14 protein-coding genes and 1 pseudogene are annotated in these 13,967 nt (G+C 52.6%); 12 read left to right on the top strand and 3 right to left on the bottom strand.

Features of this window, described 5'->3' with window-relative positions; translation table 11 throughout:
• Positions 1 to 66: 66 nt before the first annotated feature.
• Positions 67 to 687 carry a tyrosine-type recombinase/integrase gene (locus K9857_RS25660; protein ID WP_224540597.1) on the top strand — a complete coding sequence of 207 codons (621 nt, stop codon included), beginning with the start codon at positions 67 to 69 and terminating at the stop codon, positions 685 to 687.
• A gap of 107 nt (positions 688 to 794) precedes the next feature.
• On the opposite strand, the gene K9857_RS25655 is transcribed toward K9857_RS25660, so the two are convergent.
• Positions 795 to 1,136 (bottom strand): hypothetical protein, encoded by a 342-nt coding sequence (locus K9857_RS25655; RefSeq protein ID WP_224540595.1) that lies wholly within the window; start codon positions 1,134 to 1,136, stop codon positions 795 to 797.
• Between the two features lie 105 nt (positions 1,137 to 1,241).
• Here K9857_RS25655 and K9857_RS25650 point away from each other — a divergent pair, with 105 nt between their 5' ends.
• The 8 genes from K9857_RS25650 (at position 1,242) to K9857_RS25615 (ending at position 9,355) form a co-directional block, all read left to right on the top strand.
• On the top strand, positions 1,242 to 2,807 hold the full coding sequence (locus tag K9857_RS25650) for a recombinase family protein (protein WP_224540593.1): 1,566 nt from the start codon (positions 1,242 to 1,244) through the stop codon (positions 2,805 to 2,807).
• Entirely contained in the window at positions 2,804 to 3,715 is a 912-nt protein-coding gene (locus K9857_RS25645) for a plasmid partitioning protein RepB C-terminal domain-containing protein (protein ID WP_224540591.1), read from the top strand. Before K9857_RS25650 ends, K9857_RS25645 begins: the two co-directional genes overlap by 4 nt.
• Positions 3,712 to 4,617 (top strand): plasmid partitioning protein RepB C-terminal domain-containing protein, encoded by a 906-nt coding sequence (locus tag K9857_RS25640; protein ID WP_224540590.1) that lies wholly within the window; start codon positions 3,712 to 3,714, stop codon positions 4,615 to 4,617. The genes K9857_RS25645 and K9857_RS25640 overlap by 4 nt, the downstream gene beginning before the upstream one ends.
• Positions 4,618 to 4,667: 50 nt before the next feature.
• Positions 4,668 to 4,877: a hypothetical protein gene (locus tag K9857_RS25635; RefSeq protein WP_224540588.1), complete on the top strand. Its 210-nt coding sequence runs from the start codon at positions 4,668 to 4,670 to the stop codon at positions 4,875 to 4,877.
• A gap of 625 nt (positions 4,878 to 5,502) precedes the next feature.
• The gene (locus K9857_RS25630; protein ID WP_224540587.1) at positions 5,503 to 6,000 is read left to right on the top strand and encodes a DUF6790 family protein; all 498 of its coding nucleotides are present in this window, start codon (positions 5,503 to 5,505) and stop codon (positions 5,998 to 6,000) included.
• A 565-nt stretch (positions 6,001 to 6,565) separates the two neighbouring features.
• Positions 6,566 to 8,065 carry an MFS transporter gene (locus K9857_RS25625; RefSeq protein ID WP_224540586.1) on the top strand — a complete coding sequence of 500 codons (1,500 nt, stop codon included), beginning with the start codon at positions 6,566 to 6,568 and terminating at the stop codon, positions 8,063 to 8,065.
• Positions 8,066 to 8,081: 16 nt separating this feature from the next.
• A complete protein-coding gene (locus tag K9857_RS25620; RefSeq protein WP_224540585.1) occupies positions 8,082 to 8,651 on the top strand; it encodes a TetR/AcrR family transcriptional regulator in 570 nt (189 codons plus the stop codon).
• Positions 8,652 to 8,881: 230 nt separating this feature from the next.
• Entirely contained in the window at positions 8,882 to 9,355 is a 474-nt protein-coding gene (locus K9857_RS25615; protein WP_224540583.1) for a RidA family protein, read from the top strand.
• Between the two features lie 345 nt (positions 9,356 to 9,700).
• Here the strand turns inward: K9857_RS25615 and K9857_RS25610 are convergent, their stop codons facing one another.
• Complete coding sequence (locus K9857_RS25610) at positions 9,701 to 10,456, bottom strand: hypothetical protein (RefSeq protein WP_224540581.1); 756 nt, start codon at positions 10,454 to 10,456, stop codon at positions 9,701 to 9,703.
• Positions 10,457 to 10,754: 298 nt separating this feature from the next.
• Here K9857_RS25610 and K9857_RS25605 point away from each other — a divergent pair, with 298 nt between their 5' ends.
• Both K9857_RS25605 and K9857_RS25600 read left to right on the top strand, forming a co-directional pair.
• The gene (locus K9857_RS25605; RefSeq protein WP_224540599.1) at positions 10,755 to 12,197 is read left to right on the top strand and encodes an ATPase domain-containing protein; all 1,443 of its coding nucleotides are present in this window, start codon (positions 10,755 to 10,757) and stop codon (positions 12,195 to 12,197) included.
• A 23-nt stretch (positions 12,198 to 12,220) separates the two neighbouring features.
• Positions 12,221 to 12,583, top strand: coding sequence for a response regulator (locus K9857_RS25600; RefSeq protein WP_224540579.1), 363 nt, complete (start codon positions 12,221 to 12,223; stop codon positions 12,581 to 12,583).
• 562 nt (positions 12,584 to 13,145) lie between these two features.
• On the opposite strand, the gene K9857_RS25595 is transcribed toward K9857_RS25600, so the two are convergent.
• Positions 13,146 to 13,688 (bottom strand): cytochrome b, encoded by a 543-nt coding sequence (locus K9857_RS25595; RefSeq protein WP_224540577.1) that lies wholly within the window; start codon positions 13,686 to 13,688, stop codon positions 13,146 to 13,148.
• 176 nt (positions 13,689 to 13,864) lie between these two features.
• Between K9857_RS25595 and K9857_RS25590 the strand changes: the two are divergent.
• Positions 13,865 to 13,967, top strand: a pseudogene (locus tag K9857_RS25590) (thermostable hemolysin); the annotation flags it as partial.

Below are 13,967 nucleotides of genomic sequence, written 5' to 3'. Positions count from 1 at the left end.
GAATAGCGACAACTACGGCCAGCGGCTGATCCACCCTAATCCTCCACCAACTTGGAGGACATCACCATGAACACAGATGTTAGATATCGCCATCAGCCATGGAACAAAGGAAAGCTTATCGGACAGAAAGCTCCACTCCGAGTCAGGGATATCTGGGCTATTCGTGTGAGGCTCCAAATTGCTGAAAAGACTAGAGATCTGGCGCTGTTCAATTTGGCTATCGACAGCAAACTGCGTGCCTGTGACTTAACCAAGCTTCGAGTACGAGACATCGCTCATGGGGAGCACGTGTCGTCACGGGCTATCGTGATGCAGCAGAAAACTCAGCATCCCGTGCAATTTGAGATTACTGAGCCGACTCGAATGGTTCTGGAGTCATGGATGCATCAAGCCTGCCTTCGCAGTGAGGACTTTCTTTTTCCAAGTCGGCTGCGCTGCTCAGACCATCTATCCACCAGACAATATGCGAGGATTGTTAAGGCATGGGTGACGACTATCGGCCTCGATCCAACCATGTACGGTACTCACTCGCTTCGGCGCACCAAAGCAACGCTGATCTATCGGAGAACTAAAAATCTGAGAGCTATCCAGCTCTTGCTCGGTCATACGAAGCTTGAGAGCACCGTCAGATATTTGGGGATCGAAGTCGACGATGCTTTGGAAATGGCAGAACAGACGGAGGTTTGAGTGCCACTGCGACGGTCGATGCTTGACCGTCGCTATCCCGTCAATGTAGGCCGTTACCAACGTTAGATTCGATAGCCGGGGACTAGCGCAACCGAAGCCAGAGATCATTACGTCAGTGAAAGGCACGCATCGATTGCCTCAAGGGCCGACTGAAGCTTCTGTCTCGTCTTCGATAGTTCTGACGGTACCAAGGCATGAGGTCTACCCGCCATGTCAAGAAACGCTGCAAGGGCAAGGTCGGAGTGTTTCACTAATGCAACCAAGTGTTCACCACGGGGGCCGTTGCTTCCAGCCATCCAATTCTTAACCGTTCTCTCGTTGGCGTTCGTCCAACGCATTAATGTCTTCGTTGCCTGATGCGTTTCACCGAGCTCTATGTGCAGAGCTTGAGCGATGGCAGCGGCGTACTGTTTTTGGACCAGAAAAGAACTGCCCGTTTTCGTGAACATTTTTCCCTCCGCGATCTTCTACCTTTTTTAGAGCAATTCAAAAAAAGTGATTGGTCACGCTTGGCGTTAGCCCCATCCTAAGTTGTTGGGGCGAGGACGTTGTCGATGCAAAGGCTCACCGATGCATGTGGCGCTGGTAACGAGCCCAACACGACCTTGGCAGCCGCGTACGTCCGCATGTCCACTGAGCACCAGCAATATTCGACTGAGAATCAGCTGGAGGTTATTCGCATCTATGCCGCTACCCACACCTTGGAAATCGTGAAGGTCTATACGGATTTGGGTAAGAGCGGCCTGAGGCTGGAGGGCCGTGAGGCACTGAAGCAATTGTTTTCCGACGTTGAAAGCGGTCGAGCTCAGTACTCGACCGTCCTCGTGTATGACGTTAGCCGCTGGGGGCGATTCCAGGATCCCGATGTCAGCGCCAGTTACGAGGTGCGATGCCGTCAAGCGGGGGTGTCCGTTCAGTACTGCGCCGAGCAATTCACCAATGACGGATCGCCTGTCTCCAACATCGTTAAAAGCGTGAAGCGCATGATGGCCGGCGAGTACAGCCGGGAATTGTCGGTAAAAGTTTTCGCAGGACAATCTCGACTCATCGAGTTGGGATATCGCCAAGGAGGTATGGCTGGTTTTGGGCTTAGACGGCAATTGATCGACAGCAGTGGCTCACCGAAAAATGAGCTCAGCATTGGTGAGCATAAAAGTATTCAGACAGACCGAGTGATCTTGGTGCCTGGGCCGCCGGATGAAGTTGAAATGGTGCTGCAAATCTATCGACTGTTCGTTGAGGAAGGCAGGAGTGAACGTGAGATTGCCGAGTGGCTGAATGCTCAAGGAGTACTGACCGATCGCGCGCGTTTATGGTCTCGCGGCACCGTGCACCAGGTGTTGATTAACGAAAAATACGTGGGAAACAACGTCTGGAATCACCATTCATTCAAGCTCAAGCAAACCCGGATTCAGAATCCCCCGGAAGAATGGGTGCGCGCCAATGCAGCTTTTCGACCTATCGTGAGCACCATCCTCTTTCAGGCCGCTCAGTCGATTATCGAGACACGCTCCTATCGCATGCCCGATGAGGAGATGCTGAGCGTATTGAGGAGCATTTATGAGCGCAGAGGCTTTCTGTCCGGGCTGGTCATCGATGAGACAGAGGGATGCCCTTCGAGCAGCTCATATCAAAATCGATTTGGGAGTTTGCTTCGGTGTTACTCGCTGGTGGGGTACACGCCCGCCAGAGACTATTATTACATCGAGGCCAACAAACGACTTCGCGAGATGCACCCGAAACTTTTGCAGCAGACGATTGCAAAAATCGCGGAGGTCGGTGGGCAGGTGTCAGTAGATCCGCAGACCGACCTGATGGTGGTTAATCAGGAGCTGTCCATCTCACTTGTGCTGTGTCGCTGTCTGACAACGGTGGCTGGCCATAAGCGCTGGAACATTCGTTTTGACTTGGGCTTGAATCCTGACATTACCGTGGCCGTTCGAATGCAAGAGCTCGAAGACGCCGCGCTGGATTACTACATCCTTCCCACCATCGATATGCAATCTCCAAAATTGCGCCTGGCTGAGAGCAATCAGGCCGATCTTGAGATTTACCGATTCGATACCCTCGAGATCCTCTCTGAACTGTCCCGCCGCGTTGAATACAGGAGGGGGGCATGACCGCTATCCTACCGCCGCATCGATCGCCGCTGCATGTGGCAGAAGAGTCGCTGATTCGCCTCATCCCGCTGACCGATATTCGGGTACTGAACCCCCGAATGCGCAATAAACGGGTGTTTGCCAAACTGGTGGAAAACATCTCCGCCCTTGGTCTCAAAAGACCGATCACCGTAGCGCCTACCACGACTGGCACCGAGCCGTACGAGATCGTGTGTGGCCAAGGTCGATTCGAGGCATTTCAAGCGCTGGGTGAGAAAACCATTCCTTGCATCGTGGTCAGCGCCACAGAAGCCGACCGTTATCTTATCGGCCTGGTTGAGAATCTTGCCCGGAGAAAACATTCCAACCGGGAGCTTTTGACTGCGATCCAGATCCTCTCCGATCGCGGTTACACGTGTGTGCAGATCGCCAATAAAACTTGTCTGGACGCTGGATACATAAAAGGAATTTTGACCCTGCTTCGGCAAGGTGAAGAGCGACTAATCGCGGCTGTCGAGAAAGGGTGGCTCTCGATCAAGTTGGCGATTGATATCGCCCGTTCAAAAGACAGCGACGTGCAGCAGGCGATGATTGACGCCTACGAAAGTGGCCTGCTCAGAGGCGAGCAATTGATGAGGGTGCGCCGCCTCATTGATAGACGAAAAACGCTGGGCAAAAACTATGGAAGTCTTCCAGCAACAAAGGAGAAAACCACGCCTCAGAAACTGCTCAACGCGTACCAGAAAGAGGTGCGGCGTCAGAAGGTGATGATCAAAAAATCTGACATCAACGAGCAGCGGCTTCTGATCATCGTGACCGCGATGCGCAAACTGCTCGCTGACGAGTTCTTCAGCACCCTCCTTCGCAACGAAGAAATACCCGACATGCCCAAACCGTTGGCAGATCGGATAACGGGTGATGCGCAATGAGCGAAGTCAAACAGGCTTTTGAACAGCGGGTTATCGCGGTTCCCCTTGAACGAATCCTGCCCTCACGCCAAGTCGCGCACCTGATGGCTGGCAGTAAAAAATATGCCAGCATTATGAGCTCAGTGAGGGAGCTCGGCATCGTCGAGCCTTTGGTTGTTCATCCCAAGGCGCTCATCGAAGATGGAATTGCCTCATACATGCTCCTGGATGGGCATCTTCGTCTTGAAGCGCTCAAGGCTTTGGGGGCAAAGGAAGCGCTTTGCCTGATCTCGACCGATGACGAAGGCTTCACCTACAACCGGCAGATCAACCGGTTGACTCCGATTCAAGAACACAAAATGATTATCTCAGCCATGAAACGAGGAATCGAAGCGGAACGAATCGCCAAGGTGCTGGGGATCAACGTGGATCGTGTCCACGAACGTGAGAATTTGCTTAAGGGAATAGCCCCTGAAGCAGCCGAAATGCTGAAGGTTAGGATGGTTTCGCAAGATGTCTTTCGATCCCTGCGAATGATGAAGCCGATCCGCCAGATCGAAACGGTGGAAATGATGATTTCGGCAAACTGCTTCACCCGAAATTATGCCCGAATGGTGTTGGCAGCCTCACGTCCAGATATGTTGGTTGAGCAGAAGAAAAAGCCGACGACCGAGGTCAGCGCGGTGGACATAGCCCGCATGGAACGAGAGCTTGAAAATCTGCACCACGATTACAAACAAGTCGAAGACACCCTGGGTGAAACGATGCTCGTTCTGGTTGTAGCCAAAGGTTATCTCATGCGGATCTTACGCAATGACAACATTGCGGCATACATGACACGGCACTACGCAGAGCTTCTAGAGGAGTTAGTTTCAATCATGGAGGCAGTAACATCCGATGCCCGCCAGTTGGAGCGGGAGTAGCAACCAGATATTTCCGGACTATCCTCTGGATTTTTCATGGAGGATTTGTGATGTCTAACGGTGATCTGCTCCCTTCCCTGCTGGTGAAAATCAACCAGAATCAGCTTGCCCTTGAAGCGGCCATCATGGAGCTCACAAACTGGGTAGAGCAACGTGGATCGGCAGAAGTTGGTGAGAATGTGCGAGGTGCGCTGGCGGCCATCAGCAGAAACGAAGAATTCATCAACATGACGCTGGCAATGCTGATGTCACCTGACTGAAATCAAAATTACCAAAACGGTGGTCAGACATTTTTCGGCAGATTGATATTTTCACCGCGCTCGATTGCCTCCTATCAGGGCTGCAACCGGCCAGAAGCGGAAAGTCGCTGTGGGTCGAAAAGCAGCCGCTCCGCCAATCTTCGGGCCATTCACCTTTTGAACTCCAGCATTAAGGGCGGTGGTGGGCGAGTAAAGCAAAAAAGGGGGCAGATTTATTTTACGGAAAAATAAATCTGCCCCCTTTTTTGTGGGTCCCCTTTTTGGTGATTTTGGTGCCATCTGTAGATTTCATTAACAAAAAAATTTGTGAGAAGTGATTCGCCCAACGAAGGGATGTATGACCAATTTCAGGTCATTGCGCTTCGTGACTTGTGAGCTCGACGGATTGCTGCCTGGTTGCCACCGTCAGCTTTGGGTCGATTGTTGCCTTTCGCGACGGACAGAAATGGGACAGAGGTCAACTTCATAGCTGACCCATTATATTCGGCTCCCCCCACAGCAAACCTCTGTCCTTAAACCAACGCATTTCGCCAATCAACTCGAGTCGCCCGCACAAACCGACAGCCTCATTAGGATGAGCTACATTTTCTGGACATCACGCCCAATGCGTCCCTCGGAAGCCGACATGATTGCCGATTACATCCGCCTGGTTCTAACCAACATTCCATTGGTGGGTTTCCTCCTGGCGCTGCTGATCGCCACGCTGATATCCAAGCGCAAAAGCAGTGGCGCCGAACATTACTTGTCCTGGCTACTGCTGCTGTCGATTGGTCTTACGTCGGTATGGGCCGGGCTGTATCACATCCTCTCACCGCAAACGGCAGCCGCTTTCATCGGCTGGCAAACGAGCCCGTTCCAATTTGAAATGGGCGTGTCGGATGTCGCCCTGGGGGTTGTGGCGATAGTCGCCTTCTGGCGTTCGCTAGAATTCAAAGCTGCGGTTGTCCTGCTGGTAACACTGGAATTCGCGGGCCTGGTCTATGGGCATTTCCAGCAAATCCTCGGCACCGGTGACCATGCGCCAGGGAACGACGGAGTTCTGCTGGTCCTGACCATCACTCACGTCGTGTTACTGCCGATCCTACTGATGGTCGCCCGCAAAGCGACGCGTCATACTCAGTAAAGTGCGATTCGAGACCGGCGGCAAACGGCCAAGAGCGGTCATTCAATTTGCATGCGAAAGTCTGCTTCTGGGAAAAGCCCACTATCTAAGTCAACGTTTCCAGTCGTTCGAGTCGAACATTCTCAACGAAATAATCGAGAAAAACTCGAACCCTAACGGGATCTGAATATCCCGACCGAAAAAGACCACATGCCATCAGTGCCTCACCCAGTTTTCTCGCCGCCAGACGCGAACTTTCCAGAGCGCTGTGACGAATCGCCACGTCGGTGTGCTCCTCCCAGATTGACCACTTAATCCGTCAGTACGATGTCGAGCGCGATTCCCGGAAACGCGTAAGAAATCGCTTACCAGGGGAAATGGAACGCCCTGGTAAAGAGGCACGCTGGCGGTGACGCGCAGTTACACAGGCCAGATACATCCAATCTCCCTGCACATTGGTGGTGAAGGAAATCAAGATATTGCCGAGACCGCCGTTGGTCGAGCGGAAAAATAATCATGTTGGCAGCGTTGAAACTATACATTCTAGTTTGTATAGTTTGAGCATTCTTATCTGGTGAGCATGGTTATGAACGCTACAAATCATCGCTGGGGGTTGTTGGCTACGGTGGGGGTGGCACTCGTCCTGATCACCCTCGATCATTCAGTTCTATACACCGCGCTGCCGACGCTGGTCAGAGAGCTGGGCGCAACGACCAGCCAGAGTCTGTGGATCATCAATGCATACCCGCTGGTCATGGCAGGCCTGCTTCTGGGGGCAGGGACATTGGGTGATCGAATCGGCCATCACCGGATGTTTCTGAGCGGGCTGGTTGTATTTGGCGTCGCATCACTGATCGCTGCATTTTCGCCAACCCCGGAAATTCTAATTGCTGCCCGAGCTTTTCTGGCAGTGGGCGCCGCCGCCATGATGCCGGCGACCCTGGCGTTGATTCGCTTGTCTTTCCAGGACGACCAGGAACGCAATCTTGCAATCGCAATCTGGGGATCGCTCTCCGTTATTGGCTCTGCTGCCGGGCCAGTCATTGGAGGTATGTTGCTGGAGCATTTCTGGTGGGGCTCTGTCTTTTTGATCAATGTGCCCATCGTTGTTGCGGCGTTCATCAGCGCTTTGGTCATCACACCGCGTGCGGCAATCGACTCGTCGAAGTCTTGGGACGTTTTCTCGTCTTTGCTGGCACTGGCGTCTCTCTCGGGTCTGGTCCTGGCGATCAAGAGTGTTGCTTCGGGTCAGCACTCATGGGCGATGGCCATCACTTCGCTGGGCTGTTTTTTGATTGCTGGCACTCTGTTCATGCATCGACAGGCACGACTGGCTCATCCGCTCCTTGACCTGTCGCTGTTTCGTAACCCTGCGTTCATGGCGGGCGTGCTTGCAGCGGCGTTCACGTTGTTTGCCATGGCTGGAGTACAGCTGATCACCACTCAACGTTTCCAGTTGATCGCCGGATTCAGTCCCCTGGAGGCCGGGTTGCTTGCCTCCGTTGCGGCATTGGGTTGTCTGCCCAGTGCGCTGCTTGGTGGCGCTTATTTGCATAGAGTCGGACTGTTGCCGTTGATCGCTGGAGGCTTGCTCGTCGCCGCTCTTGGAGTACTCCTGATTTGCTACGACATTAATCGTCTGCCGTGGATCATTGCTGGTCTGGCCATACTCGGGCTGGGGTTGGGCGCGGTCATGGCAGTCGCTTCCAGTGCAATCGTCGGCAACGCTCCGGCCCACAGAGCAGGCATGGCATCCTCGGTCGAAGAGGTCTCGTATGAGTTTGGAAGTCTCTTCGCAGTGGCAATACTCGGCAGCCTGATTGCGGCCGTATATTCGTCGGGACTACAGTTACCGGTCGGTCTGCCAGAAGCTGCGCGTAACGGGATCGCCGAAGCGATGGCTTTGGCTGACACGAGCACTGGTGGATCCCTGCTCAAGGAAGCGGCGTCCGCAGCCTTTGATCGCAGCTATTTGTTTGTCATGAATGTTATTGCGGGTGTACTTGTCATTGGTGCCTTCATCACGGCTTTCCTGCTAAGGCGGCATGGCCCAGGCTCAGTCGTTTACACTACCGCTTCGCACTGATATTCAAGGAGTTCGTATGCGCGTCAGCAATCGCAGCAAGATTCTCGATGCTGCAATCCGAGTTGTTAACCGTGACGGATTAACTGCTGTTACGTTCGACTCGGTGGCCGCAGAGGCGGAGGTGACGCGAGGTGGAATGATTTATCACTTTCCTTCCCGGGAGGCGTTGATCGAAGCGATCAATCAACACCTTGCTGATCTCTGGGAAGCAAACCTCGTAGGGCATGCGGGCAAACCTGCGGAGCAAGCAACGGCACTGGAACGGTACACGGCCTATCACAGAACTTCTGCTTACGGAGCCACTCGGGCGGAACTGCTGTTTCTCCTGGAGTTCTCGAAAAACCCCGAACTGGCGAAACCTTGGGATCGAATCATCGAAACCTGGTCGGCTCCGGAACCTGAGGATCTTGCTGATAAAGCCGCGATGGCCAAGTTCATCGCTCACTTGGCCGCTGATGGACTTTGGTCCTACCAGTATGTTTCCAACAAGCCACTAACCAGCGCCGTTCGTGAGCGAGTTGCAGAGTTACTGATCAAAATGCTGACCGACGACTCTCTGCACAGTGGAGAGGATCACCAGCAGTAGTGGATAGAAATAATTCTACGGTGAGTTGAGTTCCGTCACCTCGATACACAATGACCAATGCCCCTGACACACCATAGTCAAATTAAGGTGCGGGGGCAGTTCATGCCTGAAGACACCAAAATATATACTTGCAGAAGCTGGAGGTGAAAGGCCGTTGTTGCCGAAAACAAAATAAACATTCGCATGAATTTTAGTATGGAAGTTGGAATTAATATTTCGAGGCAATTGAAATGAATATAAAAGCACGCATTACAGTTGGCATACTGTTCGCCACTTTTTCGATGGCTAGCTTCGCCGGCGACGTATCTAGAATTAATCCACCGACACTCAAAGACACCTCGCAGTATGGATTTTCTCAAGTCGTAATTGCGCCATCGAACGCAAGAACTGTCTATCTGTCTGGACAGTTCAGCGGAGATGTAAGTGGGAAGGTTCGTGGTAAGACTATGCAAGAGCAGATTGCCTATTCGTTTGAAAATCTGCGCCACGCCATCGAAGCTGCTGGTGCCAAGCCGGAGAACGTGGTCAAGATACAGGTGCTAATTGTTGATCACGAGCAGGACTATGTGAGTCTTGTACAGTCCCAAATCCAGCAATTATTTGGTGAACATCTACCCGCTAGTACCTTGATTCCCGTTCCCCGACTTGCGCTGGATGGTATGCGATTCGAGATTGATGCTACGCTGGTTATTCCTGAGAAGTAGCCATGTAACTTGAAGATTCGTGCGCAGCCGATTGTCGCTTTCCGGAAGCGGCAATCGAATTCCGTGTCGAAATATAATAACTAATAATTAAAGTGGATGATTTTTGATCCGGATTTTAAGGTGAACTATAAATGGCTCAACTAATGAGGAGACATTTACCCGTGATGGATAGACGGCATAAATGCTGACAGGACGTTCAACCGCCCAGTCTGGAAGAGCCTTAGCCCGACGGACCGCTATTGGCCGCTTTCTGCCCGCGCGACAGGCAGAAAGCGGCCAGTACCGAACTTTCGATTTTTCCGCTCCGACAGCGGCCACTCAGAATGTAAGCGCCCAACCAACCGATTAGAGTTTCATAACGGCGAGCGCCCTGCGCAGCGGTTCGTCGGATATCTGGATAGGACCGTGAAATGGCACATCCATGTCCAATACAAGGTAAACAGAAGCCGCGATTAGCAATGACGAGATGATGAACATTCCAATCACCATCGAATTGCGGGGAGCGCGGTATCCAAAACTGGCGAAGATAAGTGTCAACCAAGCAACCAGCATCCCAATCAAAGGACCTGGAATCGCCCCCTCTGACTGCTCGACAATCCTCCAGCGTTGTTCGATGAGCGAGTGATATTGCTGACGGATATCCTGAAGCATCGTTTCATGGAAGCGATCCGGGGGCTTTATGCTGGTCAAAGACTTGCCTATGTCATCCAGGTATTTAGCCGCTTCGCTGTTGCGATGCTGTAATGCCTCGTCACCCCGATACGGATTCTCGATAGCGTGCTCAAGATAGGTGATCAGACGGTTGCGCGTGTCTTGTGTCGCATCTCCATAGCCTCGAAGCGTGCGGTCAAAAATAATCAGGCTGGTTGCATACCCGTGGAAGTTTGCATCAATGGACTCGAAAGTGTTCTTGGCAGAGTTGATCATCAGACCAAACACCAGCGATGTCATGACCACAAAAATGTTGGCTACCAGGCGAATGACGGTGTTGGTGTCGTCATCCCTGTGGTGGGACGCCAGCTTAGGGTACAGATGCATCATGCAAAGCGAGGCAGCAGCCAAGCACCCGAAAATGGCCAGTGCGATCCAGAGAGAGTTCATGCATTGGCGCCCCGAACGAGTGGTGTCAAGTCTTGAAGAGTAGACTGTCGGGTGTTTTCGCAGGTTTACTCTTCAGATACAGGTTTAGCTTTTGGGGGATGACTGCGATATTGGCTCGATTGGAGCCCTTCATGGCGGGCAGTCTTCAGCCAAAATCAGGCGCTCGTGAGCAAATCTACGACACCAAGGGCGCGATGTAGCTCCTGCTTTCGACTCAACCTGCATGGCTCCGAGGCAGAATTGGCGTTAGCATTCCATTAACTTGGTATAAATAGATTGTTTTTCGGATCAGGGTCGCATTGTGGAAAAGCTAAAACGCCTTCAAAGCGGAATAGAAGGGCTCGATGCTCTGCTCAAAGGCGGGCTAGTCGAGGGGGCTTCATACATAATCCAAGGACGTCCGGGGTCTGGAAAAACGATCCTCGCCAACCAGCTTGGGTTTCATCATGCGAAGACCGGGGGACGGGTTCTGGTCGCCACACTGTTGGCTGAATCGCATGATCGCCTTTTTCAGTTTCTTTCGACGTTAAGCTTTTTCGACTCTTCCAAAGTCGGGGCTGAAATACAGTTCGTCAGCGCGTTTGACACTCTGGAAAACGAGGGACTGGACGAGGTGGTGAAATTGCTTCGGCGCGAGATCAGCCGACAGAAAGCCACTGTGATGGTTGTAGACGGCTTGCTAAATGCGCGTTCAAAAGCTGATTCGCACATTGATACGAAGAAATTCATTTCAGAGCTGCAAGGTCATGCAGCTTTCGCTGGTTGCACGGTGCTGTTTCTTACCAGCTCCCGCCTCGACGATGGCAGTCCTGAGCACACCATGGTTGATGGTGTGATTGAGATGGGTGAGGAGCTATACGGCACTCGCTCAGTGCGTCGAATCCAGCTTCGTAAAACTCGCGGCAGCTCAGCAATGACCGGTCTTCACGAGTGTGAAATTACCGAAAATGGTTTGGTGGTTTACCCGCGACTCGAAAGTCTTTACAGCCATCCTTCCTCTCCCGACAGCGCCGACATGACGCGTATCGCCAGTGGCATTGAATCATTGGACGACATACTAGGCGGGGGCCTGCACAGCTCCAGTGTTTCTCTGGTAATAGGCCCCTCCGGGATTGGTAAAACAACACTTGGTCTCAAATTTTTGTCTGAGTCGACCGTGGAAGTTCCGGGACTGCATTTTGGGTTCTACGAAAGTCCACAACGGTTGCGACTGAAAGGCCAGTCATTGGGTATCGATGTCAAAGATATGGAGGACAGCGGGGCCCTGAGCATTGCCTGGCAGCCTACAACTGAAGGCCTGCTGGATGGGCTGGGTGCACGACTGCTGAGTATCGTTGAAGAAAAGGGCATCAAGCGTTTGTTCATCGATAGCCTGAGCGGCATGACGCGGGTTACAACCAATCCGGCGCGGATAACTGACTTTTTCAGCGCTTTGATGAACGAGCTGCGATCCAGGGGCGTTACGGTATTTGCCTCCTGGGAAATGCGCGATCTATTTGGTTCCGAGGTCAGCGCACCGAACTCTGACCTGTCTAGCATCGTCGACAACCTGATGCTGATGCGGTTCTCTGAGAATCACTCTGAACTAAGCAGGACGCTTTCCATTCTTAAAGTACGAGACAGTTCCTACGACCCTTCGCGATTCGAGGTCGTCATCCGTGATCAAGATGTTTTCCTGAGAAAGGCTTCAAGAAATGAACCATCAGTCCCCGCTGACTCATCGCCCGGTTCAAAATCTTAAGCCTTTGTGCGGGTTGAATTAACATGACTACCATCCTGGTCGTCGACGACGAGTATTTGATCGCTGACATTCTCAGCTTCGCTCTGGAGGATGAGGGTTTCATGGTGGTGACTGCCAGTAATGGGCGAAAGGGGCTCGAGGTGCTGGATAGAGAGCGGCCTGCCCTGATCATTACCGACTTTATGATGCCGGTCATGGACGGCCTGGAGTTCGCCACAGCGGTTCGGGCTCTCCCTTCTGCTAGTCAATTGCCGATCATCTTGATGAGCGGTGCTCAGGCGCATATCGGTATGCAGAGGTCAGATCTGTTTGATGCGGTATTAGCGAAGCCATTCAACATCGACTTGATGATTGCCGAGGTTAAAAAGCTACTATCTTCTAATTAGTCAACAGTACTTTGACCCACGTCTGGGGGATTGGATGCTCCCGTTCGACTCCTTTCGCTTTCTTCCCGACCAGCTTTTGATCCCATTTCTCGCGGAATACCAGCCTACTTCTAGACTGGCACCTTGCTGATGGATTAGCACGGTTTTTCGTGACTCTCCCCGAGCCCGCCAATGCGGACTTTTTCATTTTAGCCACGAAAGGGATGAACGGTTCTGGTTCGGCTTGTCGAAACCGCAATGCACAGTACTGCCACCACCACCTATTGCCGATCAGCGTAAGACAACGCTGAGTTTTGGAGCATGCCCATTAATGGAGGCGTCCGTCCGTAAACCATTCACTTGACTGCGTAACGGTCGAGATTAGAGATATTGTGATAACTCCTACAAACCTCGCGCGTGCTTTCAAGAACATGATGTCCGCTCTGGCCTCGTGCCTAGAGCTTTCGTCGACGGATAGGAAATATTGACGGTGAGGCCTCTCATGTCTGCTTAGGTATGCGCGTGCACCATCGCCCTCAACTCCAGAGTTCGTAAGATGACTTTGCCGAACGTTTAAAGATAATCAGCGGCGCGGTAGCATTCGGCGCAACGTGTTATCCCCCACATAGTAATGATGGAATAGACCTGCCGCCGCATGCAGGCCTATGAGCCAATAACCGGCACTGCCGAGCAGTTCGTGCCAATGCTTGAATTGCTTGGCTAATTCCGGGGCTATGGTTACGGGCAGCGGCAGGGGAAATTCAAAATAAGGTATGGGTTTACCGGCAACCGATAGCATCATCCAGCCCAGTACCGGGGTGACGATCATCAGCCCATACAATGCCAGATGCACTACGTGCGATATACCTGTCTGCCAAGCTGGTGGTGTTGGTGTAATAGGTGGCCGTGGAGTGAGCCGAGCAAGTAGCCGGAACCAGACCAGAACAAAAATGCTCACCCCGAACAATCCATGCAGGCCCAGAAACAGCGTCCTCAAATGACCACCGCGGGGCAGCAGGCCTTTGAGTTCGATGCAGCCATACACGCCGACAAACAGTGCCAGCATCAACCAATGCAGGGTAATCGACAGTCTCGCGTAACGATGGGGTATAGATTGGCCCGTCATGGTCGTCCTCTTGAAGGTCAGTGCAGACTGCGACGTCACAGTCCAATTGAGCGCACCCTGACCGCGCAGCCTTAAGGCAGTCTGAAGACAATCCGCACACCGATTTTTACGCCTTCAGACTTCGTTAAGAAATCCCTCGGATACTCCTCCCAGACTTTTCCGGGAGGCGTCAGCCCATGCCCTTTTTCGACTGGAACATACCCTTGCCACTGCACTTCGGTGACGCCGAAACCCCGCAGTTAAGCCTGGAGCGGGCATTGCCCGACGATCCACAACGCG

Origin of the sequence: Pseudomonas sp. REP124 (genome assembly GCF_020164475.1) — a bacterium.
Lineage (GTDB): Bacteria > Pseudomonadota > Gammaproteobacteria > Pseudomonadales > Pseudomonadaceae > Aquipseudomonas.
This window is presented reverse-complemented; position numbering and strand designations above follow the sequence as displayed.